General features: G+C 46.5%; 23 protein-coding genes and 3 tRNA genes. 18 read left to right on the forward strand and 8 right to left on the reverse strand.

Annotated elements, in window-relative coordinates:
* Positions 1 to 2: 2 nt before the first annotated feature.
* The 5 genes from pth to lolB all read right to left on the reverse strand — a co-directional run bounded on the left by pth (position 3) and on the right by lolB (position 3,849).
* A complete protein-coding gene (gene pth, locus LSG34_RS18645; protein ID WP_008899749.1) occupies positions 3 to 593 on the reverse strand; it encodes an aminoacyl-tRNA hydrolase in 591 nt (196 codons plus the stop codon).
* Positions 593 to 1,195 carry a 50S ribosomal protein L25/general stress protein Ctc gene (locus LSG34_RS18650; RefSeq protein ID WP_233010746.1) on the reverse strand — a complete coding sequence of 201 codons (603 nt, stop codon included), beginning with the start codon at positions 1,193 to 1,195 and terminating at the stop codon, positions 593 to 595. Before LSG34_RS18650 ends, pth begins: the two co-directional genes overlap by 1 nt.
* Before the next feature lie 193 nt (positions 1,196 to 1,388).
* Positions 1,389 to 2,333 carry a ribose-phosphate pyrophosphokinase gene (locus tag LSG34_RS18655; protein ID WP_046521316.1) on the reverse strand — a complete coding sequence of 315 codons (945 nt, stop codon included), beginning with the start codon at positions 2,331 to 2,333 and terminating at the stop codon, positions 1,389 to 1,391.
* 71 nt (positions 2,334 to 2,404) lie between these two features.
* Complete coding sequence (ispE, locus tag LSG34_RS18660) at positions 2,405 to 3,250, reverse strand: 4-(cytidine 5'-diphospho)-2-C-methyl-D-erythritol kinase (RefSeq protein WP_233010748.1); 846 nt, start codon at positions 3,248 to 3,250, stop codon at positions 2,405 to 2,407.
* Entirely contained in the window at positions 3,238 to 3,849 is a 612-nt protein-coding gene (lolB, locus tag LSG34_RS18665; RefSeq protein WP_233010751.1) for a lipoprotein insertase outer membrane protein LolB, read from the reverse strand. Before lolB ends, ispE begins: the two co-directional genes overlap by 13 nt.
* Positions 3,850 to 3,948: 99 nt before the next feature.
* Here lolB and hemA point away from each other — a divergent pair, with 99 nt between their 5' ends.
* From hemA to LSG34_RS18725, 12 genes are all read left to right on the forward strand, one after another.
* A complete protein-coding gene (hemA, locus tag LSG34_RS18670; RefSeq protein WP_233010753.1) occupies positions 3,949 to 5,196 on the forward strand; it encodes a glutamyl-tRNA reductase in 1,248 nt (415 codons plus the stop codon).
* Between the two features lie 19 nt (positions 5,197 to 5,215).
* A complete protein-coding gene (gene prfA / locus LSG34_RS18675) occupies positions 5,216 to 6,307 on the forward strand; it encodes a peptide chain release factor 1 (RefSeq protein ID WP_233010755.1) in 1,092 nt (363 codons plus the stop codon).
* A complete protein-coding gene (gene prmC, locus LSG34_RS18680) occupies positions 6,294 to 7,166 on the forward strand; it encodes a peptide chain release factor N(5)-glutamine methyltransferase (protein ID WP_233010758.1) in 873 nt (290 codons plus the stop codon). Before prfA ends, prmC begins: the two co-directional genes overlap by 14 nt.
* A gap of 151 nt (positions 7,167 to 7,317) precedes the next feature.
* A complete protein-coding gene (locus LSG34_RS18685) occupies positions 7,318 to 7,572 on the forward strand; it encodes a type II toxin-antitoxin system Phd/YefM family antitoxin (RefSeq protein ID WP_233010761.1) in 255 nt (84 codons plus the stop codon).
* Positions 7,565 to 7,828: a Txe/YoeB family addiction module toxin gene (locus LSG34_RS18690; protein WP_233010765.1), complete on the forward strand. Its 264-nt coding sequence runs from the start codon at positions 7,565 to 7,567 to the stop codon at positions 7,826 to 7,828. Before LSG34_RS18685 ends, LSG34_RS18690 begins: the two co-directional genes overlap by 8 nt.
* 197 nt (positions 7,829 to 8,025) lie before the next feature.
* On the forward strand, positions 8,026 to 9,579 hold the full coding sequence (locus LSG34_RS18695; protein ID WP_233010768.1) for a response regulator: 1,554 nt from the start codon (positions 8,026 to 8,028) through the stop codon (positions 9,577 to 9,579).
* Between the two features lie 95 nt (positions 9,580 to 9,674).
* Entirely contained in the window at positions 9,675 to 10,049 is a 375-nt protein-coding gene (locus LSG34_RS18700) for a SirB2 family protein (RefSeq protein WP_233010771.1), read from the forward strand.
* 63 nt (positions 10,050 to 10,112) lie between these two features.
* Positions 10,113 to 10,898 (forward strand): tetratricopeptide repeat protein, encoded by a 786-nt coding sequence (locus tag LSG34_RS18705; protein WP_233010773.1) that lies wholly within the window; start codon positions 10,113 to 10,115, stop codon positions 10,896 to 10,898.
* 170 nt (positions 10,899 to 11,068) lie between these two features.
* Positions 11,069 to 11,920 carry a 3-deoxy-8-phosphooctulonate synthase gene (gene kdsA / locus LSG34_RS18710; protein WP_233010775.1) on the forward strand — a complete coding sequence of 284 codons (852 nt, stop codon included), beginning with the start codon at positions 11,069 to 11,071 and terminating at the stop codon, positions 11,918 to 11,920.
* A gap of 121 nt (positions 11,921 to 12,041) precedes the next feature.
* Positions 12,042 to 12,117, forward strand: a tRNA-Phe gene (locus LSG34_RS18715).
* 50 nt (positions 12,118 to 12,167) lie between these two features.
* Positions 12,168 to 12,243: transfer RNA gene (locus LSG34_RS18720), tRNA-Thr, on the forward strand.
* Between the two features lie 10 nt (positions 12,244 to 12,253).
* Positions 12,254 to 12,329: transfer RNA gene (locus tag LSG34_RS18725), tRNA-Phe, on the forward strand.
* 349 nt (positions 12,330 to 12,678) lie between these two features.
* On the opposite strand, the gene hxpB is transcribed toward LSG34_RS18725, so the two are convergent.
* Positions 12,679 to 13,353: a hexitol phosphatase HxpB gene (gene hxpB / locus LSG34_RS18730; RefSeq protein ID WP_233010777.1), complete on the reverse strand. Its 675-nt coding sequence runs from the start codon at positions 13,351 to 13,353 to the stop codon at positions 12,679 to 12,681.
* Between the two features lie 187 nt (positions 13,354 to 13,540).
* Here hxpB and LSG34_RS18735 point away from each other — a divergent pair, with 187 nt between their 5' ends.
* A complete protein-coding gene (locus tag LSG34_RS18735) occupies positions 13,541 to 15,364 on the forward strand; it encodes a M61 family metallopeptidase (protein ID WP_233010779.1) in 1,824 nt (607 codons plus the stop codon).
* Between the two features lie 17 nt (positions 15,365 to 15,381).
* Here LSG34_RS18735 and LSG34_RS18740 read toward each other — a convergent pair whose 3' ends face one another.
* A complete protein-coding gene (locus LSG34_RS18740) occupies positions 15,382 to 16,374 on the reverse strand; it encodes an extracellular catalytic domain type 2 short-chain-length polyhydroxyalkanoate depolymerase (protein ID WP_233010781.1) in 993 nt (330 codons plus the stop codon).
* Positions 16,375 to 16,559: 185 nt separating this feature from the next.
* Here LSG34_RS18740 and LSG34_RS18745 point away from each other — a divergent pair, with 185 nt between their 5' ends.
* Together LSG34_RS18745 and LSG34_RS18750 are read left to right on the forward strand one after the other, a co-directional pair.
* Positions 16,560 to 17,336 carry an MBL fold metallo-hydrolase gene (locus LSG34_RS18745; RefSeq protein WP_233010783.1) on the forward strand — a complete coding sequence of 259 codons (777 nt, stop codon included), beginning with the start codon at positions 16,560 to 16,562 and terminating at the stop codon, positions 17,334 to 17,336.
* Between the two features lie 15 nt (positions 17,337 to 17,351).
* Positions 17,352 to 17,876: a 2-amino-4-hydroxy-6-hydroxymethyldihydropteridine diphosphokinase gene (locus tag LSG34_RS18750; protein WP_233010785.1), complete on the forward strand. Its 525-nt coding sequence runs from the start codon at positions 17,352 to 17,354 to the stop codon at positions 17,874 to 17,876.
* Here the strand turns inward: LSG34_RS18750 and LSG34_RS18755 are convergent.
* Positions 17,757 to 18,452: an SDR family NAD(P)-dependent oxidoreductase gene (locus LSG34_RS18755; protein ID WP_233010787.1), complete on the reverse strand. Its 696-nt coding sequence runs from the start codon at positions 18,450 to 18,452 to the stop codon at positions 17,757 to 17,759. The genes LSG34_RS18750 and LSG34_RS18755 overlap by 120 nt on opposite strands.
* Positions 18,453 to 18,626: 174 nt before the next feature.
* Here LSG34_RS18755 and LSG34_RS18760 point away from each other — a divergent pair, with 174 nt between their 5' ends.
* The 3 genes from LSG34_RS18760 (at position 18,627) to deoD (ending at position 22,307) form a co-directional block, all read left to right on the forward strand.
* Positions 18,627 to 20,243, forward strand: a complete 1,617-nt coding sequence (locus LSG34_RS18760) for a methyl-accepting chemotaxis protein (protein ID WP_233010789.1) — start codon at positions 18,627 to 18,629, stop codon at positions 20,241 to 20,243.
* A gap of 143 nt (positions 20,244 to 20,386) precedes the next feature.
* A complete protein-coding gene (locus LSG34_RS18765; protein ID WP_233010791.1) occupies positions 20,387 to 21,589 on the forward strand; it encodes a phosphopentomutase in 1,203 nt (400 codons plus the stop codon).
* A 13-nt stretch (positions 21,590 to 21,602) separates the two neighbouring features.
* Complete coding sequence (gene deoD / locus LSG34_RS18770) at positions 21,603 to 22,307, forward strand: purine-nucleoside phosphorylase (protein WP_233010793.1); 705 nt, start codon at positions 21,603 to 21,605, stop codon at positions 22,305 to 22,307.
* The last annotated feature ends 4 nt before the right edge of the window (positions 22,308 to 22,311 follow it).

The following is a 22,311-nucleotide window of genomic DNA, read 5'->3' on the forward strand; positions in this document are numbered from 1 at the left end:
GCTTAAGCCGCGCTAAAACTATGTAACCTGTGCTGCGCTTTAATTAAGCCATCGCTTAACCAGAGCTCAAAACAACGCATCGATTCATCCAAAGCTTCGTCGATCAGCTTCTGTTCGGATTGCGGTGCTTTGCCCAGCACATAACCTGTGACTAAATCTTTGTGGCCAGGATGGCCAATACCCAGTCGCAGGCGATAAAAATTGGCATTATTGCCGAGTTTACTGGTGATGTCTTTTAAACCATTGTGACCAGCATGACCGCCACCCAGTTTAAATTTAGCTACGCCGGGCGCTATCGCCATTTCGTCGTGAGCCACCAGAATATTTTCGGGTAAAAGTTTATAGAACTGCGCCATAGCTGCAACGGCTTTGCCACTTAAATTCATGTACGTAGTGGGAACCAGCAATTTATATTCCTGACCTTGGGTGACAAATTTACCAGTCAGGCCAAAAAATTTACTGTCAGGACGAAGAGAAACGTTATAGCGGCGGGCAAGTTGTTCTACAAACCATTGACCTGCGTTGTGGCGGGTCTGGCTGTATTCTGGGCCTGGATTACCCAGGCCCACAATTAACTGAATTGCTTCAGTCATTACTCAGCTGTGTCTTCGTCTGCTTTGCCAGCAGGCTTGTTCACAGTAACAACGGCTTGGTCATGACCAGCGCCTTTGGCTAACTCAGTGATAGTTACGCCAGCAGGAACTTTAATGTCTGACAAGTGCAGAGTTACGCCAACAGCAACGTCAGCTAAATCCACTTCAATGAATTCTGGCAGGTTCTGTGGTAACACAGTGATAGCCAGTTCGTTGATGTGGTGAGCAACTACGCCACCTTTCTTAGTTGCAGCAGCTTCGTTGATGAAGTGTACTGGAACTACAGTGTGTAACTCGTGGCCAGCTTCTACGCGTTGGAAGTCAACGTGCATAACTTTTGGCTTGAACGGGTGACGTTGCATAGCTTTAACGATAGTTTTTACTTCTTCACCGCCAACAACGATAGTCAGGATGTGAGTGTAGAAACCTTCGTTAGCCTGAGCTTGTAACAATTTAGAGTGATCTAAAGTGATAGACAGAGCTTCTTTGTGACCACCGTAAATGATAGCTGGTACTTTGTCTGCGTGACGTAGGCGGCGGCTCGCACCTTTCCCTAAATCAGAGCGGACTTCTGCATTTAACGTGTAAATGGCGTTTGACATGGTATTCTCCAAAAATTAATAGACCCTGAGTTCCGCGACCTGACCCCAGGAAGAAGCTTTTTCGGTGGATGAAGTGAACTTCAGCCGACGCAAAAAAGCGCGCTATGGTATCACTGGAGCCTTAAGGCTGCAAATGAAAGCTACAAAAAGAAAAGGCACCGAGCGGTGCCTTTTTCAAATCTTCAGTCTGAAATTAATCAAACATAGAAGAGATAGATTCTTCGTTGCTGATACGACGGATACATTCGGCCAGCATATCGCTTAAGGTCAGCTGTTTTACTTTGCTGACTGCGCGCATTTCTGCACTCAGCGGAATAGTGTCGGTGATGATCAGCTCATCGATCACTGAGTTTCTGATGTTCTCAGCGGCATTGCCAGAGAAAATCGGGTGAGTCGCATAAGCAAATACACGTTTGGCACCTTGTTCTTTTAAGGCTTCAGCGGCTTTGCATAAAGTGCCGCCTGTATCAATCATGTCGTCGACAATAATACAGTCACGATCTTTTACATCACCAATGATATGCATCACCTGAGACACGTTGGCCTTAGGACGACGTTTATCGATAATAGCTAAGTCAGCATCATTCAACAGTTTGGCGATAGCACGGGCACGCACTACACCACCTATATCCGGAGATACCACTACTGGTGCAACGAATTCACGTTTGCGCATATCTTCCAGCAATACCGGGCTACCAAAGACGTTGTCTACCGGAACGTCGAAGAAACCCTGAATTTGCTCAGCGTGTAGGTCAACCGTTAATACACGGTCTACACCAACGCTTGATAAAAAGTCAGCTACTACTTTGGCAGTGATTGGCACACGGGCAGAGCGTACGCGTCTGTCCTGACGGGCATAACCAAAGTAAGGGATAACAGCGGTAATACGACCGGCAGAGGCGCGGCGTAAGGCGTCTACCATTACAATGAGTTCCATCAGGTTGTCATTGGTTGGTGCACAGGTAGACTGGATAATAAAAACGTCAGATCCCCTGACGTTTTCATTGATTTGTACACAGACTTCACCGTCACTAAAACGGCCGACTTCGGCATCGCCCAGCTTGATATATAAACGGCTGGCTATCTTCTTGGCGAGTTCTGGTATGGCGTTACCAGCGAAAATCTTCATGTCGGGCACGGTAGGATCCTCAGGGCAGTTTGTGAGTCCGGTTAATAATGCAGCAGGCTTTTTGTGTCGCCTGCTGTGCGTCATACGGCTTGTTCCAATTCAGTCAGGACAGCAGACTGATTGACCCCTTTAGCAACAAAACCACGCCATGGTGGAGGCAGTTTTGCAAGGGTTTGACGGGCACTTAATTCATCCTGGAACTCGGCAAACACACTGGCACCGGTACCTGTCATTCGGGACGGCGCGTATTCTATCAACCAGTTCAGTACCATTGCAACCTCGGGGTAGAGCCGTTTCACCAGAGTTTCGCAGTCATTTTGCCACTCACAGTCTAGTAGATCTTTGACGGACATGACGGGCGTATTGCGGATTAAATCAGGGTTGCCGAACACTTCAGCCGTGCTGACATGCACATCTGGCGTCACAATCAGGTAATATTTTTCCGGCAAACTAACGGGTTGTAATTTTTCTCCAACCCCCTCCGCAAAGGCTGTTTTTCCGAATACAAAGACAGGAACGTCAGCCCCTAACTTTAAGCCCAGTTCACAAAGCTGTGCGTTTGATAGCTTTAATTGCCATAACTGGTTTAATGCCAGCAGTGTGGTCGCTGCATCGGACGAGCCGCCCCCTAAGCCGCCCCCCATAGGCACTTGTTTATCCAGATGGATTTTTACACCGGCGTTATCCGAGGCTAAAGGCCGCAGTAACTTAGCGGCGCGCACCACCAGATTGCTGTCGTTTTCTATACTTTTATCTGAACAACTAAAGTGGATTTCACCATCCCTGGTGAGTGAGAAACTAAGCTGGTCGCCACAATCAAGCATTTGAAACAAGGTTTGCAGATTATGATAACCATCGGCCCTGCGGCCTGTGATATGTAAAAATAAGTTCAGTTTGGCTGGCGCCGATAAAGTTAAAGTTGCCATTTACGCACCACCAGCTTAATACGGCTGCCATCGGCTTTCGAATCCAACTGAATACGTTTTGGCAAAGCTAAGGCATCGGGGAAAAACTCGCTGTAACTGACTTGCCAGTCACGCTGCTGACTGTCTTTTAGCGTAAAACTGGTTAAACGGCCTTGAGCATCCCATTGATGATTAAAGCTTTCCGGGCTTGCCACTCCTTTGAGCCAGAGCGGCATTTCTTCAATAGGTAAACTCCAGCCGGATAAATAATCCAGCAGGGCACTGGCCGACTGGGCTTTATGAGTTTCGCCATCTGCTTTGACCGTAGCGCCCAAAGCGTCGGTTTCCAGTTCAAAGATGCTGATGCCCACAAAGTTGGTCATACTGGCCTGAAAATAGGGGCCTTGTTGTTGCCAGTTTAAACTGCCGCTGACGCTCTCTTGAGGCGCTTTTACACCTAAGGCTCCGGTCAGTGTAAACTCCTGCAATTGCTCTAATTGCAGTTGTCGTTGTTGGGCTGATAGGGGAATAACTGGTTTTAGCTGGCTGCTGTTGCTGGCACAACCTGTCAAAATCAGACTGAAAACTACAAAACAACCAGTTTTTATCGCTGCAAACACACTAATTCCTTCTCTACGCTTTTTTTAGTTTGGGCTTTTTCGTACAATTCGCCCTCTTTTGACTAACGCCGGTTTTTTCGAAACGGGCCAAACAGGTGAATGACCATTTTTGCTTTAGGTATTAATCATAAAACTGCACCTGTCTCCTTACGTGAGCAGGTCGCTTTTGCGCCTGAACAAATTTTGGACGCCTTGCGGGATCTGACCACTCAGACCCAGGTGTCTGACGCTGTGATTTTGTCCACCTGTAACAGAACTGAGCTGTATTTTAGCGGCAGCCCTGAACAATCGAAACAAGTAATTGACTGGCTGAGCAAATTTCATCAGCTGGATCTGGCCGAATTGCAGCATCATTTATACCTGCATCAGGATCAGCAGGCCAGCAGTCATTTAATGCGTGTGGCTTGCGGCCTGGATTCTTTAGTGCTGGGTGAGCCACAAATTTTGGGGCAAGTGAAGCAGGCTTATAGCCATTCGCGTCAGGCCGGTACTATTAATCCGGCTTTTGAGCGTTTGTTTCAGAAGACCTTTTCAGTGGCCAAGCAGGTTCGTACTGAAACGGACATTGGTGCCAGTGCAGTGTCTGTCGCTTTTGCTGCGGTAAGTTTAGCCCGACAAATCTTTGGTCAGCTCGGCAAAGTCAAAGTGCTGTTGATTGGCGCCGGTGAGACGATAGAGCTTGTGGCCAAACATTTACTGGAGCAGGGCGCGGAAAAAATTACTGTCGCCAACCGCTCTTATGACAAAGCTGCGGCTTTAGCCAGTCAGTTTAACGGTGAAGCCGTCAGCCTGGCACAAGTGCCACAAGCCCTGGCCAATGCCGACGTCGTCATTAGTTCGACTGCCAGTACCTTGCCTATTGTCGGTAAAGGTATGGTGGAACAGGCACTGAAAAAACGCCGTCATAAACCTATGTTTTTTGTCGATTTAGCTGTGCCACGTGATATTGAAGAACAAGTGGCAGAGCTGGAAGACGCCTATTTGTATACAGTGGATGACTTGCAATCCATAGTGCTGCAAAACCTGCAGAACCGTCAGGAAGCAGCGGCTGAAGCCGAGCAAATGATTTTGCAGGGCGTCAGCGAGTTCAGTCAGTGGCTGAGTTTGCATGGCCAGCTGGACGTAGTGCGCGATTACCGCGACAAAGGCGAAGCCATACGTGACGAATTGCTGGCCAAAGCGGGCAAACAAATTGCAGCAGGGCAGGACCCTGAAAAAGTATTAGCTGAACTTGCGACTAAACTCAGCAACAGGTTGATGCATGCACCAACCAAGGCGCTGAGGCAGTTACTTCAGGACGAGCAACCTCAACAACAATCTTTGATCAACACTTTGTTAGATCTGTAATCAGGTAAATAGAAACAACATGAAAGAATCGGTGTACCGCAAACTCGAAGCTCTGGTCGAACGTTATGAAGAAGTTCAGGCGTTATTAAGTGACGCTGGCGTAATTTCTGACCAAAGTCGTTTTCGCGAGTTGTCTAAAGAGTACAGCCAACTGGAAGAACTGAGCCATGCTTTTGGTTTGTATCGTCAGGCGCAGGATGATTTAGCCAGCGCTGAAGAGATGATGAAAGACTCAGATCCGGATATGCGTGATATGGCGCAAGACGAATACAAAGCGGCCAAAGAGCGGATTGAACAGCTGGATCAGGACTTACAAATTCTGTTGTTACCTAAAGATCCAAACGACAGCAACAGCTGCTTCCTTGAAATTCGTGCCGGTGCTGGTGGTGATGAAGCCGCTATTTTTGCCGGTGACGTATTCCGTATGTACAGCCGTTTTTGTGAACGCAAACGCTGGAAAGTGGAAATTGTCAGCTGCAACGACGGCGAACACGGTGGTTATAAAGAAGTGATCGCCAGCATTCAGGGCGAAGGCGCTTACGGTATTTTGAAATTTGAATCTGGTGGTCACCGCGTGCAACGTGTACCAGCCACTGAATCTCAGGGCAGGGTGCATACCTCAGCTTGTACTGTGGCCATTATGCCGGAAGTACCAGAAAGCGAAGCCATCGAAATTAACCCTGCTGATTTAAAAGTAGATACCTACCGCGCCTCTGGTGCCGGTGGTCAGCACGTAAACAGAACTGACTCTGCCATTCGTATCACTCACTTACCTACAGGTATAGTGGTGGAATGTCAGGACGAACGTTCTCAGCACAAAAACCGCGCCCGCGCTATGAGCGTGTTGCAGTCGCGTATTCAGGCTGCTGAAGATGAAAAACGCCGTTTAGTTGAAGAATCCACCCGCCGTTCTTTAGTCGGCAGTGGTGACCGTTCTGAACGTATCCGTACTTACAACTTCCCACAAGGCCGCTTAACGGATCACCGTATTAACCTGACCATCTACCGTTTGCTCGATGTAATGGAAGGTGATTTAGACCTGGTTATTGGCCCATTAAGCCATGAACACCAGGCCGACTTGTTAGCTGCTTTGGCTGATGAAAATCGCTAACAATCCAACGTTGACGCAGTGGCTGGAACAAGCTGCTGCGTTACTCAGCCCTTTGCTTGAAACCGGCCCTGTACCTGCGGATGCCAAACAGGAAGCCCGGCGTATTCTGCTGGAAGTGCTGGATATAAATGCCACCACCTTGATGTTGTATCCAGAGCGTGAGCTTACCCAGGAACAGTTACTGATAGTCGAACCTGTGCTGAAACGCCGTCTGACCGGCGAGCCTTTGGCGCATATTTTGGGCTACTGGTATTTCTGGGATTTTAAACTTGCTGTTGCCCCTTGCACTTTAATACCAAGACCCGACACAGAACTGTTAGTCGAACAGTCTTTAGCTTTGTCGTTGCCTGTTCAAGCCAAAGTGCTGGATTTAGGCACTGGCACAGGAGCTATAGCTTTGGCTTTAGCCAAAGAAAAGCCAAACTGGACCGTGACTGGCGTTGATTTACAGCCCGATGCTGTAGAACTGGCAAAGCAAAATGTTCAGCTTCTGGCGTTAGCTAATTGCCACATCAAACAAAGCAGCTGGTTTGAAGCTGTGGTGGGTCAGCAGTTTGATTTAATCGTCAGCAACCCACCTTATATAGACGCAGAAGACCCACATTTAGCCTTAGGTGATGTACGTTTTGAACCCGACTCGGCTTTAGTAGCACCAGAACAAGGTCTGGCCGATATTCGTCATATCTGTAGCCAAGCCCCACACTATTTAGCTCCATCAGGCTGGTTATGGCTGGAGCACGGCTACCAGCAAAGTGACGCTGTACAGCAGATACTAACAGCTGCAGGTTTTACTTCTGTGCAATCGGTGAAAGACTACGGCGACCAATGGCGTATTAGCGGTGGGCAACTTCCGGCTTAAGTTTTGTTTTTCCTTTCTTTGAATTACTTCTCTTAAAACCTACTATAGGGGCGCGTTTTATCCGCGCCCGCTTTTGCATTTGTTCCAGTTACTGTACAAGTCAGAGCTTTGATTTTATACTTGTGCTGTAAGTTGTACATGTGGAGGTTTTATGAGAATTGTGTCTTTTACAGAAGCAAGAAATAGCTTAAAAGCGGTGTTAGATTCAGTGGTCAATGATGCTGATACGGCGGTAATAACTCGTCGTGATGCAGAAGATGCCGTTGTGATGTCACTCGATTATTACAATAGTCTGATGGAAACAGTGCATTTATTGCGTTCCCCTGCAAATGCTGAGCATTTGAATCGCTCAATTGCGCAATTCAAAGCTGGTCAAGTGACTCAACGGGATTTGATTGATGAGTAGTCGTTTACTTTCATGGACTGACGAGGCATGGAATGACTATTTGTATTGGCAAACGCAGGAGAAGAAAACACTTAAACGGATAAACAAACTGATCAGTGATGTAAAGCGTTCACCTTTTGAAGGTATTGGCAAGCCAGAACCGCTTAAAGAAAACTTAGCTGGTTTTTGGTCTCGTCGCGTAGATGATACAAACAGACTGGTCTTCGCAGTTGATGATCATGCAATTACGATTATTTCGTGTCGTTACCACTATTAAATTAAATCTTTTATGTAATTAGAATCGCTGACACTTTATCTCTGAACCAGAGCGATCCGTCGAACTAAGTAAAGCTCCCTTCAAGACCACACTCCAAAATATTTATATTTTCAACGACTTTGCTTTGACCCTTCCCTGTTTAGCGCATATAAATAAACACACAGCAGTAAAGCGCGCGGCAAGCTAAGGAGTGTTACATGGCAAATGATTTTTTATTTGCTGAGGAACCCGAGGAAGTTGTACAGATTTCCCGTGGCAGTTGGAAAGTACTGATAGTCGACGATGAGCCTGAGGTTCATGCCGTTACTAAACTTGCATTAAGTGACTTTTCTTTTCAGGGTAAACACCTTGAATTTATCAGCGCCTACTCAGGCCGTGAAGCCAAAGAGATGCTGGCGAAGCATACAGATGCGGCCATAGTGCTGCTGGATGTAGTAATGGAAACCGACGATGCCGGTTTGCTGGTGGCCCGTTATATCCGCGAAGATCTGCATAACCATTATGTACGTATTATTTTACGTACCGGCCAGCCAGGCCAGGCACCTGAGCGTCAGGTGATCGTCAATTACGATATCAACGACTACAAATCAAAAACTGAGCTGACGGCGCAAAAACTCTTTACTGTGGTGATGTCGAGCTTACGTTCCTACCGCGATATTCTGGCTATTGACCACAGCCGTCAGGGCCTTGAGAAAATTATTACCGCTTCTGCTGATTTGTTTTCCGCCCACTCGATGGAGCAGTTTATTGATGGTGTCTTGCAGCAACTGACGTCTATTTTAGGCTGTAACGACAATGCCTTGCTGGTGACCTCATCGCTGGTGGCTGGCAATATTAATGAAGAAGCCGATCCTGAGCGTTTAGTGGTGTTTGCTGGTTTAGGCCAGTTTGAAAAACAAGAAGGTAAACAAATCAGCGAAGTGCTGGAACCGGCTTTACTGGATGCGTTTCATCAGGCATTAAATAGCCGCAGCATTGTGTACCGTGACAATTATCTGGTGGCCTATTGCACCAGTAAATTTACCTCGGGCTCTCTGCTTTATGTGTCAGGTTTGCCTAGCCTGATGACAGACACCCAAAAGCGACTCATTGAGCTGTTTTCACAAAACGTGCAAATTGCCTATGAAAACGTGCAACTGCAAAGTGAAATTGAAGATACACAGCGTGAAATTGTCTATCGCTTAAGTGAAGCGGTTGAGCATAGGTCTATCGAAACTGGTAATCATGTCAAACGGGTGGCTTTTATTTGTTACGATCTGGCTAAAGCTTATGGCATGCCGGAAGAAGAAGCTGAAAAGCTGATGTTTGCTTCGCCTTTGCATGATGTCGGTAAAGTCGGCATACCAGACGGCATACTGAATAAACCAATGAAGCTGCATGGCCAGGAATGGGAAGTGATGAAAACCCATGCCAGCATAGGTTATGAAATTTTAAAGAACTCCAAACGCACCATTATTCAGGCTGGCGCTGTGATAGCGCAGGACCATCATGAAAAATGGGATGGTTCAGGTTATCCCAGTGGCAAAAAAGGCGAAGAAATCCATATTTACGGCCGTATTGCTGCTTTAGCAGATGTTTATGATGCATTGCGACACAGACGCTGTTATAAATCGGCCTGGACCTTAGAGCAGGTGCTGGAGAAGATCAGTAGTGAGGCGGGCAAGCATTTTGACCCTAAACTGGTCGAAATTTTTATAAGTCGGGTCGACAAACTGGAAGCAATACTGCAAAAATACCCGGACGAAGAGTGAGTCGCAGTTATCCTTGATACAGACCACCTGCGGGTGGTCTTATTGTTTTACACATTGTTGTAGTTATTGTTAGCAGATCCTTAAGGACTATTTTTATGTATATGGCATTAAAACATTCTCATATGTTGTTTATCGCGCTCAGCGTAACTTTTTTGGCTGTGCGGTTTTTATTGAGTTTAAAATCCCCAGCTTTGCTGCAGAATAAGTTCTTAAAAATTGCGCCTCACGTTGTGGATACCTTTTTATTACTGACGGCTATAGGCCTGATGTTGACCATTCAGCAATACCCGTTTCAAACGCCATGGTTGACCGAGAAACTCTTTGGTTTATTCGCTTATATTGGTTTGGCTGTGATGGCGTTAAAAGGCCGTACCCTGCTGATGCGTTGGGTTGGTTTTATTGGTGCCTTAAGTTGGTTGGCGCTGGTTGCTAAAGTTGCAATTACGAAAACCCCACTGCTTTTTGGTTAATATGGCTGATTGCTTAAGATAACCTCACTTTTTGTTTTTATTTTTCATGGTTTTAGGTAGTACATGAAGTCTGAGTTAAAGCAGCAGGGCTTGGCCCTGCTTGAGTTATTGTTAGCGATAGAACAGCAGTGGACTGATGCCGGACAAATTCAGCAGGCCAGAGAAAGCTGGCTTGCAATGGCGCCTGCCAGCGTTGAAAAAACGCTGACAATGAACGCACTGGCACGTCATGTGGACAACTTTTACCGTGACGCCTTTTTTACTCCACCTATCAAACCTTTGCTGATTGAAGAGATGCATCAGCCTACATTATTGAGTTATGCCATTAATCAGCGTGAAGCCGACCCCTTAGTTTTGGTCCTGCTGTTGTTATGCTGGCTGCAACAAGCGGGTTTTGAGAGCGATATAGTGCGCTACAAAGGCGAATATTTAGTGCAGGTGCATTTATCCAAAGCTGAGAAGGTGTGGGTAGACCCCTACACTGGCGCCTGGCAATGTTTGTTAAGCCCTGAAAATGGTTTGGCGCTGAGTCTTACTCAGGAACTGGCGACACAAGCTGTAGATTTTGCTGGTTTTTGTGCCGGGCTTTGGCAGTTGCAAAAGCAGCTGTTGCTGGCACTGGGCAAACGTGAACAGGCGATGGCTGTAGTGCAGCATTTGCTGGACCAAAAGCCAGGGGATCCTTATTTACATCGCGAGCGGGGCTTATTGTCTGAGTTACTTGATCACTGGTCTTTAGCGATTAGCGATTATCAGTATTTTGTGGATCAAAAACCGGATGACCCGTCCAACGATCATATGAAACAACAAATCCGCCAGTTGTCGGCCTACCCACAGTGGCTGCATTAGAGGTATCATACCCTTCTTACTTGAAGCCGCAGCTTTGTTGACTGCGCGTGCTCGCCCCAGTCACATAGGACAACTATGCTCCTGGGGTCTCACTCGCTTGTCGCCGCCCTGCAACTTCAATTACTTAGGGTATTAGCACAAGCAACGGTATTTTGTCTGAGGAATTGAAAGTGACAAACCAACATACTATTCAGGTTGGCGCTATTGAAGTCGCCAATAACAAACCTTTTGTGCTTTTTGGTGGCATGAACGTTTTAGAGTCGCGTGATTTAGCCATGCAAGTGGCGGAATACTACGTCAAAGTGACAGAAAAGCTGGGCATTCCTTATGTCTTTAAAGCCTCTTTTGACAAAGCCAACCGATCTTCTGTGCATTCGTACCGTGGCCCTGGCATGGAAGAAGGCTTAAAGATTTTTGAAGAAATTAAAAAAACCTTTAACGTGCCGCTGATCACCGACGTGCACGAACCTTATCAGGCCGCTATTGTGGCTGAAGTGGTGGATGTGATTCAGTTGCCGGCCTTTTTAGCCCGTCAAACCGATTTAGTCATAGCTATGGCGCAAACCGGTGCTGTGATTAACGTGAAAAAACCACAGTTTTTAGCACCTCACGAAATGCGTCATATCATCACCAAGTTTCAGGAAGCGGGTAATGATAAAATTATCCTCTGCGAACGTGGCTCCAGCTTTGGTTATAACAACCTTGTGGTCGACATGCTGGGTATGGACGATATGAAGCAATACGCGCCGGTGATTTTTGATGCTACTCATGCGTTACAGCGTCCAGGTGGTCGTGCCGATTCTGCTGATGGTCGTCGTGCTCAGGCTGCTCAATTAGCGCGCTCTGGTATGGCTTTGGGCTTAGCTGGCTTGTTTATCGAAGCGCATCCGAATCCAAATGAAGCCAAATGTGACGGCCCTTGTGCTTTACCACTGAATAAACTGGAAGCCTACCTGCAGCAAATGAAAGAATTGGATCAGCTAGTCAAATCTTTTGCGCCTTTGGATACATCGGCAAATTGATGGAAAAATGCGGACAAAACTCTTAAAAAATGTCCGCTTTGTTCAAGTATTAAGCTAACGATTCAAGCAACTAAAAAATAAGTTGACTTGGATCGCCGAAATCCGTTTAATACCCCCCGTTGCCCAGATAGCTCAGTCGGTAGAGCAGCGGATTGAAAATCCGCGTGTCCGTGGTTCGATTCCGCGTCTGGGCACCATTAATTTTAGTGATGTGATTCCTTTGTAATCCTGTCACCCAGTTTAGGTTGCCGCTTTAGCTCAGTTGGTAGAGCAACTGACTTGTAATCAGTAGGTCATCCGTTCGACTCGGATAAGCGGCACCATTCACGTTACGCCCAGATAGCTCAGTCGGTAGAGCAGCGGATTGAAAATCCGCGTGTCGGTGGTTCGATTCCGCCTCTGGGCACCATAAAAAAACAAACAGCCCGTCCTTGTGACGGGCTTTTTGTTTTATGCCCAAAGGCTTCATCTTCGATTACAAAATACATCCATGTATTTTGCCCTCCGGGCCAGCTAAAGCTGTTCCGGTTTGCTCCTGGCAAACCTGGTACAAACTACATCCATGTATTTTGCCCTTCGGGCCAGCTAAAGCTGTTCCGGTTTGCTCCTGGCAAACCTGGTCCGCCTCTGGGCACCATCTTTTAGATGTGTTGTTAAAAAGCCAGTCTTCGACTGGCTTTTTGCTTTCTGTCATTCAGAGGCTTTATGCTGCTGAAAAACTGCATCCCTGTAGTTCGTGTGTAGCAGTCGGAGCTCAATTACTTCTGCTCAAATCCCCAGGCCCGAAAATGCTCTGGCTGAATGTCGCTAAAGCATTTTAAGCGGCTTTCGGCCTGATCGTATTCAGCTCTGTGCCAGTGATGTTCAGCCGGTAAAGCTACTACTTTCATACCTGCTGCTTTGGCTGCTGTTAAGCCTGTGACTGAGTCTTCAAATACCAGACAATGTTCTGAAGCTACACCAAGCTTGCTGGCTGCCAGATGGTAAATTTCTGGTTTAGGTTTACCTTGTGTGACTAGCTCGATAGAGCAAAGCGCCTGAAAGTAAGGCCTAATTTGTAGTTTATCCAGCACAGTGTTCATCAGAGAACCTGGTGAGTTAGTCGCAAGTGCCACCGGAATTTGCCAACTTTGCAATTGCTGCAACAGCTCCAGTACTCCTTTTTTTACCACACCACGCTCCAGCACGGCCAAAGCCACGTAATCGATGACGGCCTGTTCGGTTTGTTCAATAGTTAAACCTTGCCATGGTGAATGCTTAAACCAGAGTTCAGTTACTGCTCTGGTGGTCATGCCGCTGGTTTGTGAGGTAATGGCCGGATCCAGTTTCACGCCTAATTGGCGAAACACATGTTGCTCGGCTTCAGCCCAATAAGGTTCAGAATCAATCAGTACCCCATCCATATCAAAAATAACTGCCTGAACCACCTGCATGCTCCCTCTTTATTGCGTCAGGCTTTATTATTCAACAGCCACAAGCTCTGCACCACAGCTTTATTGGTCTTTATGGGCGAAATTCTGTACATGGCTTTGTTTTTGCGATGAAGTGCAAAGATGCTGATTGGAGTGCGTCGTCAATTGCTCTATGGTAGAGCTTCACACTTTAAGAAAGGATGTTGTAGTGCGCCTGCTTTTTGCCTTGTCTTCATTCACTTTGTTTAGTTTCAGCCTGTTGGCGGCAGAAACTCCGGTTAAACCAGCGGTCAGTTATCAGTTGTCGTTTAACAACGCAGCGCACCATGAAGCCGCTATTCAGGCGCAGTTTGAAGGCGTCAGTTCAGCGAACTTACTGCTGAGTATGAGTAGCGCTTCCCCTGGCCGTTATGCACCTCATGCCTTTGCTAAAAATATTTATGATTTAAAAGCGACAGACAGTACAGGCAAAGTTTTACCCGTGCAGCGTATTAACCCAAGCCAATGGTCGGTAGGGCAGCACGATGGCACTGTGATAGTTAAATATCGTTTGTACGGCGATTGGGGCGACGGCACTTATAACCAGATAGACCGAACTCACGCCCATTTAAATATGCCCGCTACTTTGTTGTTTGCAGAGGATTACGCACAGCAAAGCGCTTCTTTACGTTTTGATTTACCCGATGCGCGCTGGAGAGTTGCGACTCAACTGCAGTTACAAACGGATGGCAGTTACACAGCGCCTGATTTGCAGTATCTGATGGACAGTCCGGTTGAGCTAAGTGCTTACAGCCACCGCAGTTGGAAAGTGGCTGATCAATACTCTGAAGCCACTATTCATCTGGCTCTGCATCATCAGGGCACAGAACAACAACTGGATACCTTCACTGAAAAAGCTAAAGCTGTAGTGGCAGAGCAGCAGAAGATATTTGGCGAATACCCTAAGTTCGATTATGGCCAGTATCTGTTTATTGCCGACTATCTGCCTTATGTGGATGGTGACGGTATGGAGCATCGTAACTCTACGATCCTGACCGATGAGCGTTCACTCAAAGAGGCAAATTACGCCCAGATAGAAACCTTGTCGCACGAATTTTTTCATGCCTGGAATGTGGAGCGGTTGCGTCCGGCCGATTTAGAACCTTTTGATTTTCAGCGCGCCAATATGAGCCGTAATTTATGGTTTGCCGAAGGGGTGACCAACTATTACGGCAAACTGGTGTTAAGCCGTACAGGTCATTTTGATTTAGCCACTTATCTGGATAAAACCGTAGCTGCAGTAAACAAAGTGAAACTTTCACCGGGCCGGCAGTTTTTCCCTGCCACTGGTATGAGCGAGATGGCACCTTTTGTTGATGCTGCAGTGTCGGTCGACCCCACCAACTACGCCAATAGCTATATCTCTTATTACACCTATGGTGAAGTGCTGGGGCTGGCGCTGGATTTAACCTTACGTACTGAATTTGAAGGTCTGAGCCTGGATTTATTGATGCGAAAGCTGTGGCAGGAGTTTGGCAAAGTAGGGCGTCCTTATACAGAACAAGATCTGCAGCATGCATTGGCGGAGCTTACAGCCAATCCGGATTTTGCCAGGAACTTCTTTAGCCGTTATATCCATGGTCAGCAATTACCTGATTTCGAAATTTTATTTGCTGCTATGGGGCTGAAGTTGGCAATCGCTAAACCAACACAGGCATTTTTAACTGCTGCAACTTTGCTGGAGCAGGACAAGCAACTCAAAGTAGACAGTAATCCTCTGATCGGTACGCCTTTGTATCAGGCCGGAGTGGAAAAAGGCGATCTGCTGTTAAAACTTGGGCGTTATAAACTTGATTCCAAAGCCCAGTGGGACAAAGCACTAGGCCGTTACAAAGTGGGGGATACAGCAGAGCTGAGTTTTAGCAGTCGTGGTAAAACCTATAGCACTCAAGTGACTTTTGCTGCGGACCAAAGTTGGGTTTTGACAGAAAACAAAAAGGCGAGTGCGGAGCAGTTAGCAAAACGGGCTTTGTGGTTAAAAGCCCAGCCTTAGCCGGGCTTTATCTGCAGTTACCTGGCGCCCAGAGACTGAGCTAGTTTCACAACCGCCTGAATTTGCTGACCTTTACGGTTGGCATAATTAGCATCTGTGTAACCCCACCAGTCCCAACAGGCTTGTGGGTTCATTGGCATCAGGTTTGAGGCGCGGGTTTGTGGATAAAGCACCACTAGGTTATTGCTGTCGGCATAACGGTTAAAGCCTGCTTTTTCGACATAAGCCATGCCGACGGCATCGGCATGTTGGTTACAGCCATGAAAGCTAATATGCAAAGTACAGCTTTGGCCTTGCTCGCAACTTTTTGGCACATACACAAAACCTTGTTCTGCCATGGTAGCCGCCAGATCTCCTGCTATTTTTTGCTGCTCAATTGGATAAACAGTACCGCTGGGGTGATCGGCAGGGGCTTTTAAACCGGCTTGAATAAATTTCAGCGCTTCACCTGCCGCATCATAGTTACATTTGCCTAAAAACGGCGCTTCGGATTTATCGCATGTGTTGCCTTCGTTTAATGTTGGCATATGGTGAGCAAAGTTTTTATCCTGCACATAATTCAGCTGTGCTGCGGGTAACCACTCTTGGTACTGCTGGTGGAGCGCGTCAGCCACTTCTTTGGCAATCTTTTGATCGGCGGTGCCGTGCAATAACCAAATTTTGCTTTGTTTAATCTGCGCTTCAGACGCCAACAAGCCCTGAACTGACCATTCTTTTAATTGTTTATTGATATCAGCTAAAGGGATAGGATTGCCCACTTTATTGATGCAGTGATCCAGAGCTGTCATTAAATTATTCTGTGCACAATACACTGGCCCTGCTGCCACTATGGCCGCCCCTTTGATCCAGTCGGCATGAGAGAGCTGAAACTGCGCAGCCATATAACCGCCGCTGGATAAACCCGACACTGTGGTTTGGTCTAAATTCAGTTTTAATGCAGGCAAAGCCGCATAAGCCGTGCTGCTCAGAGCAAAAGCGAAAGAAGATAGAACAAAAGGCAAGGTTTTCATCTGAACTGTCCTTTTAAAGGCTAAAACTTGATGGATAGCATTCTGGGGGTTTTACGCTTTACGGGCTATAGCACTAAGGTACAGTAAGTTGTCAGAGGCGCTTCAGTAAAAAGATCCGGCAAAGCGGTGATACAATCTGCAGCAAAAGCCGTACTATATAAGCACTTTGCTTTGGGTAGAAATAAATGATGTTGTCCAATTCCAATGAACTGTTAATTCTCGGCTGTGGTCATTCAGAATCCGATACCTTGTTTAATAACAATGCATTGGTGACAAACTCTGAAGGAACTTTGCTGATTGACTGTGGCTACACCATCAAACCCGCTTTGTTAGCTCAGGGTTTAAAGCTGCAGGATATAGACGCTGTGTTTATTACCCATGTGCATGCCGATCATATGTTTGGTCTGGAGCGGCTGGCGAATGAAGGCCGTTACAAATACCATAAAAAGGCCAGGCTGATTTTGCATCATGAGTTGTATAACGAGTTATGGCATCAGTGTTTAAAAGGTGTGCTGGCGAAAAATGGCGAGGGTGAAAATGAGCTCTCCGATTATTTTGATCTGGTGCTGTTACAAAACGATGAGTTTGAGCTCTTTGGTAACTTTTACCAGTTGCACCGGGTATCCCACACGCCAGGCAAAGTCTGTTTTGGTTTGATGATTAACCACAGTGTTTTTTATTCCGGCGATACGGTGGCGATACCACAACTACTGATGCAGTTAAACCCAGAGCTGATTTTCCACGATGTGACCTTAACTGAATACAATCCGGTGCATGCATCCGTGCATTCGATGCTGAGCTTATATCCGGCAGAGCTGTGTAAAAAAACCTATTTAATGAGTTATGAAGACCACTGGCCAGACTATCAGCAGATGGTGGAGCAGCATTTTGCTGGTTTTGCCCGGCAAGGACAGCGGGTGCAGTTAAGCAAAGAACATCAGACGGATGCAGCAGCAAGCTGAATCACAAGGAGTGTTATGTATTATGTGATTTCTATAGGCTCAAATATTCAGCCTGAACAGCATGTAGCAGCAGCTGTCAGTGCGTTGGCTAAAAACTTTGGATCCTTGTATCTGTATCAGCGGGTGTACACTCAGGCACAACTGGTTGAGTCTAATCATGTGTTTATTAATTCAGTGCTGGTGCTGAACTCAACCCTTGCTGCAACTGAATTAAAAACAGAGCTTTGCCATATTGAAGAGTTATTAGGGCGTGACAGAAGCGATCCAAAACGTAGTGTCAAAGATCGCAGCTGTGATTTGGATATTATCTGCTGCCAGGAGCTGTGGTCAGAGACATGGAAAACTGAATTGACTGAATCCTACATTCAACAAGTGTTTGACCCGGGCAGCAAGCAAGCGCCAATTCAATTCGGTTGTCAGCTATTTTCCGAGCGACCTGCCGCCATCTATTTTCAGGCTGAGACCGGTGACAAATTTATTGTCGATCAAAAACCTGACGCCCTGATAAATTGGCTCGAAACCAGCTTCTTGCGCAATTAAGGTTTGTTGCATCACCTGCTGTTTTTCGCTGTTGCTATGTTCTGGCAAAAACATAATAGGGCCTGGCTGAATACTGTTTACACGAATTTGTGGTGCATAAGCTTTAGCCGCTGACTTCATTAAATTTTCAAGCCCGGCTTTGGTGCTGCAGTAGAGTGAAAAAGCCGGGTTTGGGTTTTCACTGTAAATATCTGTGATATGTACAATCAAACCGCCGCCCTGAGCTTTGGCTAGTTGTGGTGCTAAGTGTTGGTTTAAAAGAGCAGGCAGCTGCATATGCACAGCAAATAACGCCTGATAAAAACTCACTGTATCCTCTGTATGTAACTCGTCTTTTTCAAACAAAGATGCATTATGGATCAGAAGATCGATACTTCCGTTTTGCTGCTGCACCTGATGAATAGCCGACATCACAGAATCTGCTGACTGATAATCTACCACTATTTGCGCCAAATACTGCTGCTGTGGATTCAGTTGTCTGGTGAGACCGAATACCTGATAGCCCTCTGCACTGAGTTTTTCTGCCAAATAAGCGCCAAGGCGACGACTTGTTCCTGTAATTACAGCGGTTTTCATTCACAAACTCCATTCATTCATTAGCAGACATATACGCGAGCCAGCTGCTTTAGTTCATTGCATCAGTGATGCCGCTGTTTACAGCGCTGCGGAACTATTTTTCTCTAAAATTTGGCGGAAAGTCATTCTGTTATCAATACTTAGGAAAGTATTACACCTTTCCAAGGACTCACTATGAATTTGCACAGTATCAGAGTTAAAAGCAGTTTACCTATGCTTATTCTGGCTTTCACTTTATTGATTGTTGTCTCGATGTTCAGCTATTTATCTGGTCTGCAAAAAAATGCGTTGGCCATACAGGCCGACAACTTTTTGCAGGCTATTTCGGTGGTTTTGAATGCTGACCGCGATTTATACCAGGCAAAACTTGCATCCACTATGCACTTAAGTAAACAGGGGGATAGCGCGGCGCTTGAAGCTGAAGTCGAAGACAATGCCCAACAGGTAAAACAACGTTTTGCTGATTATTTACAGTTTTTAAAAAATTATCCTGATGTGCAGCAGCAGTTTGCTGAGTTTGGGAAGGATTACCAGTTGTGGTATCAAAGTGTAAAGGCGCTGCTTGAAGCCAGTAAAGCAGGCAATGCCGGAGCTGATCTGATCGCCGAAGAGCAGACTCAGTTCGCAGCGCTTCGTAATGTTTTGGATAAAGCAGGTGAAGCGGCACTCAATAAATCTGTCAGTGAGCAGCAGGTGTTGACTTCTGAGATCAGTTTTTTCCAAAACACGACTTACACAATCACTGCAATTATTCTGTTGATTGCGGGCTGGTTTAGCTACAGCGTACCAAAATCTCTGACCACTCAAATTAATTCTTTAACAGCACGTTTGTCTGAAATTGCTTCGGGGGATGGCGATTTAACAGCGCGACTGGATACCAATTCAAAGGACGAGTTTGCGGCCTTAGCAGGGCAGTTTAATGGTTTTGTTGCCAACTTATGCCAACTGATTGCTTCTGTGTTGCAACAAGCAGCTCAGCTGAGCAAGCTAACTCAGGTACTTTCTGAATCCGCTATTAAAACCAATGACATAACCCGCTCATTAAATGTCGCCTCTGATTCTATTGTCAGTGCTGTGCATGAAATGACATTAGCGAATAAAGAAATGGCACAAGTAGCCACAGATTCGGCGCATGAAGCAGACGAAGCAAAAATCAGTGCTGAGCGTGGTTTAGTGGTGGTGAACAGTGTGACTCAAAGTATGGCAAGCTTAACCAAAGATGTGGACAAAGCTCTGGCCTGTTCAGGTGAGTTGGAAAACAGTTCTGAAAACATAGCCTCGGTATTGGATGTGATACGTGGTATTGCTGAACAAACCAATTTATTGGCCTTAAACGCAGCTATTGAAGCAGCCCGTGCAGGTGAGCAAGGCCGTGGTTTTGCCGTAGTAGCCGACGAAGTGCGTACTTTAGCTTCCAGAACTCAGCAAAGCACAAACCATATTCAGGAAATGATCCAGGCGCTGCAAAGCAGGGTGAATGAAGCTGCCACGGCCATTAGCAGTGGTAAAACCAATGCGGATTTAACCGTCAGTAGTTTTTCTCAGGCCGAGCAAGTGTTCCGTGAGTTGCAGCAATCTTCAATTAAAGTGAATGATATGGCGACGCAAACCGCGGCCGCTACCGAAGAGCAGGCTGTGGTGTCTGAAGAAATCACCAAGAACCTGTATGCACTGCATGATCAGGCCAGTGCTGCCGGAGATATAGCGAAAGACAACGATCGTTTGTCGAATGAAATTCGTCTGTTGTCTGATACCTTGTTTGGCTTGGTAGGGAAATTCAAAATCAGTTAGCAGAATGTAAAAATATGGGATTGCCAAAGGGTGCGTTTTTGCATAAGCTGCGTGCCCTTTTTAATTTTTGCCACTTGTGGCTGGCTTTACCGAACCTCATGATCATTTTATATGGTGAGGGTTGATGTAATAGGTAGGTAAGTATGTCAAAGGCAGTAATTTTAGTGATGGATAGCTTTGGGATTGGCAGTGCTCCCGATGCAGATAAGTTCGGTGACGTCGGTGCCAATACTTTTGCCAGCATCAGCAAAGCATTTTTTCAGGCCAAAGGCCGTCAGTTGAATTTGCCCAACCTTGCCAGTTTAGGTTTGGTCAAAGCAGGTTTTGCCGCCAGCGGTGAAATGGCATTAGTCGAAGACAGTCCAACTTTGGTTGGCAGCTATGGCCACGCCCGTGAATTATCCAGCGGTAAAGATACTCCTAGTGGCCACTGGGAAATTGCTGGTGTGCCTGTGTTGTTTGACTGGGGTTATTTCCACGACAAACAAAATAGCTTTCCTGCGCAACTGATTGACGAATTAGTACGCCGCACTGGTGTGCCTGGTATTTTGGGTAATTGCCATGCCTCTGGCACTGACATTCTGGTGAAGCTGGGTGATGAACACATCAAAACCGGCAAGCCTATTTGTTACACCTCGGCTGACAGCGTATTTCAGGTGGCAGCTCATGAAGAGCATTTTGGTTTGGACAAGCTTTTACAGTTCTGTGAAACTGCCCGTGAGCTTCTGGACAGTTACAATATAGGCCGTGTTATTGCCCGTCCTTTTTTGGGTACTGACGCAAGCAACTATGCCCGCACCGGTAACAGAAAGGACTATTCGGTTTTACCGCCAGCTCCAACAGTGCTGGATACCTTAACCCAGTCGGGTGGCACTGTGATCAGCATTGGTAAAATTGCTGATATTTATGCACATCAGGGTATCAGCAAAGAAGTCAAAGCCACTGGTTTAGCTGCTTTGGTGGATACAACTTTAGCTGAGATGGCGATAGCGCCAGAACGTAGTTTGGTATTTACCAATCTGGTCGACTTTGATCAGAACTATGGTCATCGCCGTGATCCTATTGGTTATGGTGAAGCGCTGGAGTATTTCGATACTCGTTTACCGGAGATTATGGCTGCACTGGATGAAGATGCGGTGCTGCTGTTAACTGCGGACCATGGTTGTGACCCTACCTGGGTAGGAACTGAACACACCCGTGAATATGTACCAGTGCTGTTTTATGGTAAAAACCGCGCAGCCAAAGATTTAGGCGAAAGAGCAAGTTTCGCTGATATGGGCCAGACTCTGGCCGACTATTTTGATTTAGCGGCCATGCCTTATGGCCAGTCCTTTTTAGCTTCTTAATTTAGAGTAACTCATGGCAACTCCTCATATTAATGCGCCAGAAGGCGCTTTTGCAGAAACCGTATTAATGCCAGGCGACCCGCTGCGTGCTAAACATATTGCCGACACCTTTTTACAGGATGTTGAGTGCGTCAACACAGTACGTAATATGTTTGGTTACACCGGTACTTATCAGGGCAAAAAAGTCAGCGTATTGGGCTCAGGTATGGGCATTCCGTCCATGTCGATTTATGCCACTGAACTGGTGAAGTTTTATGGTGTAAAAAACATTATCCGTATTGGCTCCTGTGGCGGTTTACCACTGGATGTCAAAGTACGTGATGTTGTGATAGCTATGGGCGCAAGCACAGATTCGAATGTGAACCGTAACCGTTTAGGTGGAAATCTGGATTTCGCTGCTTTAGCGGATTATGGTCTGCTGGAACGTGCAGTAGCTGCAGCGCGCGCCAAAAACATTGATGTCAAAGTAGGTAACTTATTTACCTCTGATTTATTCTACAACCCGGATCCAACTCTGTTTGACCGCCTGGAAAAATACGGTGTATTGGGTGTAGAAATGGAAGCCGCTGGTTTATATGGAGTAGCTGCAGAGTTTGGCATTAAAGCGCTGGCTATTATGACTGTGAGCGATCATATCCGTACCGGTGAAGCCTTAAGCGCAGAATTACGTCAGACCTCCTTTAACGAGATGGTCGAAATCGCTTTAGCTCTGGTTTAAGGAA

Source organism: Rheinheimera faecalis, assembly GCF_021290965.1.
GTDB classification, from domain to species: Bacteria; Pseudomonadota; Gammaproteobacteria; order Enterobacterales; family Alteromonadaceae; genus Pararheinheimera; species Pararheinheimera faecalis.

Bases quoted from the DNA above. Each gene is read 5' to 3' on its own strand.
- LSG34_RS18755 (WP_233010787.1), bottom strand. From the start codon at position 18,452: ATGAAAACCGCTGTAATTACAGGAACAAGTCGTCGCCTTGGCGCTTAT.
- LSG34_RS18740 (WP_233010781.1), bottom strand. From the start codon at position 16,374: ATGAAAACCTTGCCTTTTGTTCTATCTTCTTTCGCTTTTGCTCTGAGC.
- LSG34_RS18700 (WP_233010771.1), top strand. From the start codon at position 9,675: ATGTATATGGCATTAAAACATTCTCATATGTTGTTTATCGCGCTCAGC.
- LSG34_RS18760 (WP_233010789.1), top strand. From the start codon at position 18,627: ATGAATTTGCACAGTATCAGAGTTAAAAGCAGTTTACCTATGCTTATT.
- LSG34_RS18745 (WP_233010783.1), top strand. From the start codon at position 16,560: ATGATGTTGTCCAATTCCAATGAACTGTTAATTCTCGGCTGTGGTCAT.
- pth (WP_008899749.1), bottom strand. From the start codon at position 593: ATGACTGAAGCAATTCAGTTAATTGTGGGCCTGGGTAATCCAGGCCCA.
- hxpB (WP_233010777.1), bottom strand. From the start codon at position 13,353: ATGCAGGTGGTTCAGGCAGTTATTTTTGATATGGATGGGGTACTGATT.
- LSG34_RS18695 (WP_233010768.1), top strand. From the start codon at position 8,026: ATGGCAAATGATTTTTTATTTGCTGAGGAACCCGAGGAAGTTGTACAG.
- LSG34_RS18765 (WP_233010791.1), top strand. From the start codon at position 20,387: ATGTCAAAGGCAGTAATTTTAGTGATGGATAGCTTTGGGATTGGCAGT.
- LSG34_RS18650 (WP_233010746.1), bottom strand. From the start codon at position 1,195: ATGTCAAACGCCATTTACACGTTAAATGCAGAAGTCCGCTCTGATTTA.
- ispE (WP_233010748.1), bottom strand. From the start codon at position 3,250: ATGGCAACTTTAACTTTATCGGCGCCAGCCAAACTGAACTTATTTTTA.
- LSG34_RS18750 (WP_233010785.1), top strand. From the start codon at position 17,352: ATGTATTATGTGATTTCTATAGGCTCAAATATTCAGCCTGAACAGCAT.
- LSG34_RS18690 (WP_233010765.1), top strand. From the start codon at position 7,565: ATGAGTAGTCGTTTACTTTCATGGACTGACGAGGCATGGAATGACTAT.
- prmC (WP_233010758.1), top strand. From the start codon at position 6,294: ATGAAAATCGCTAACAATCCAACGTTGACGCAGTGGCTGGAACAAGCT.
- LSG34_RS18685 (WP_233010761.1), top strand. From the start codon at position 7,318: ATGAGAATTGTGTCTTTTACAGAAGCAAGAAATAGCTTAAAAGCGGTG.
- deoD (WP_233010793.1), top strand. From the start codon at position 21,603: ATGGCAACTCCTCATATTAATGCGCCAGAAGGCGCTTTTGCAGAAACC.
- hemA (WP_233010753.1), top strand. From the start codon at position 3,949: ATGACCATTTTTGCTTTAGGTATTAATCATAAAACTGCACCTGTCTCC.
- prfA (WP_233010755.1), top strand. From the start codon at position 5,216: ATGAAAGAATCGGTGTACCGCAAACTCGAAGCTCTGGTCGAACGTTAT.
- LSG34_RS18705 (WP_233010773.1), top strand. From the start codon at position 10,113: ATGAAGTCTGAGTTAAAGCAGCAGGGCTTGGCCCTGCTTGAGTTATTG.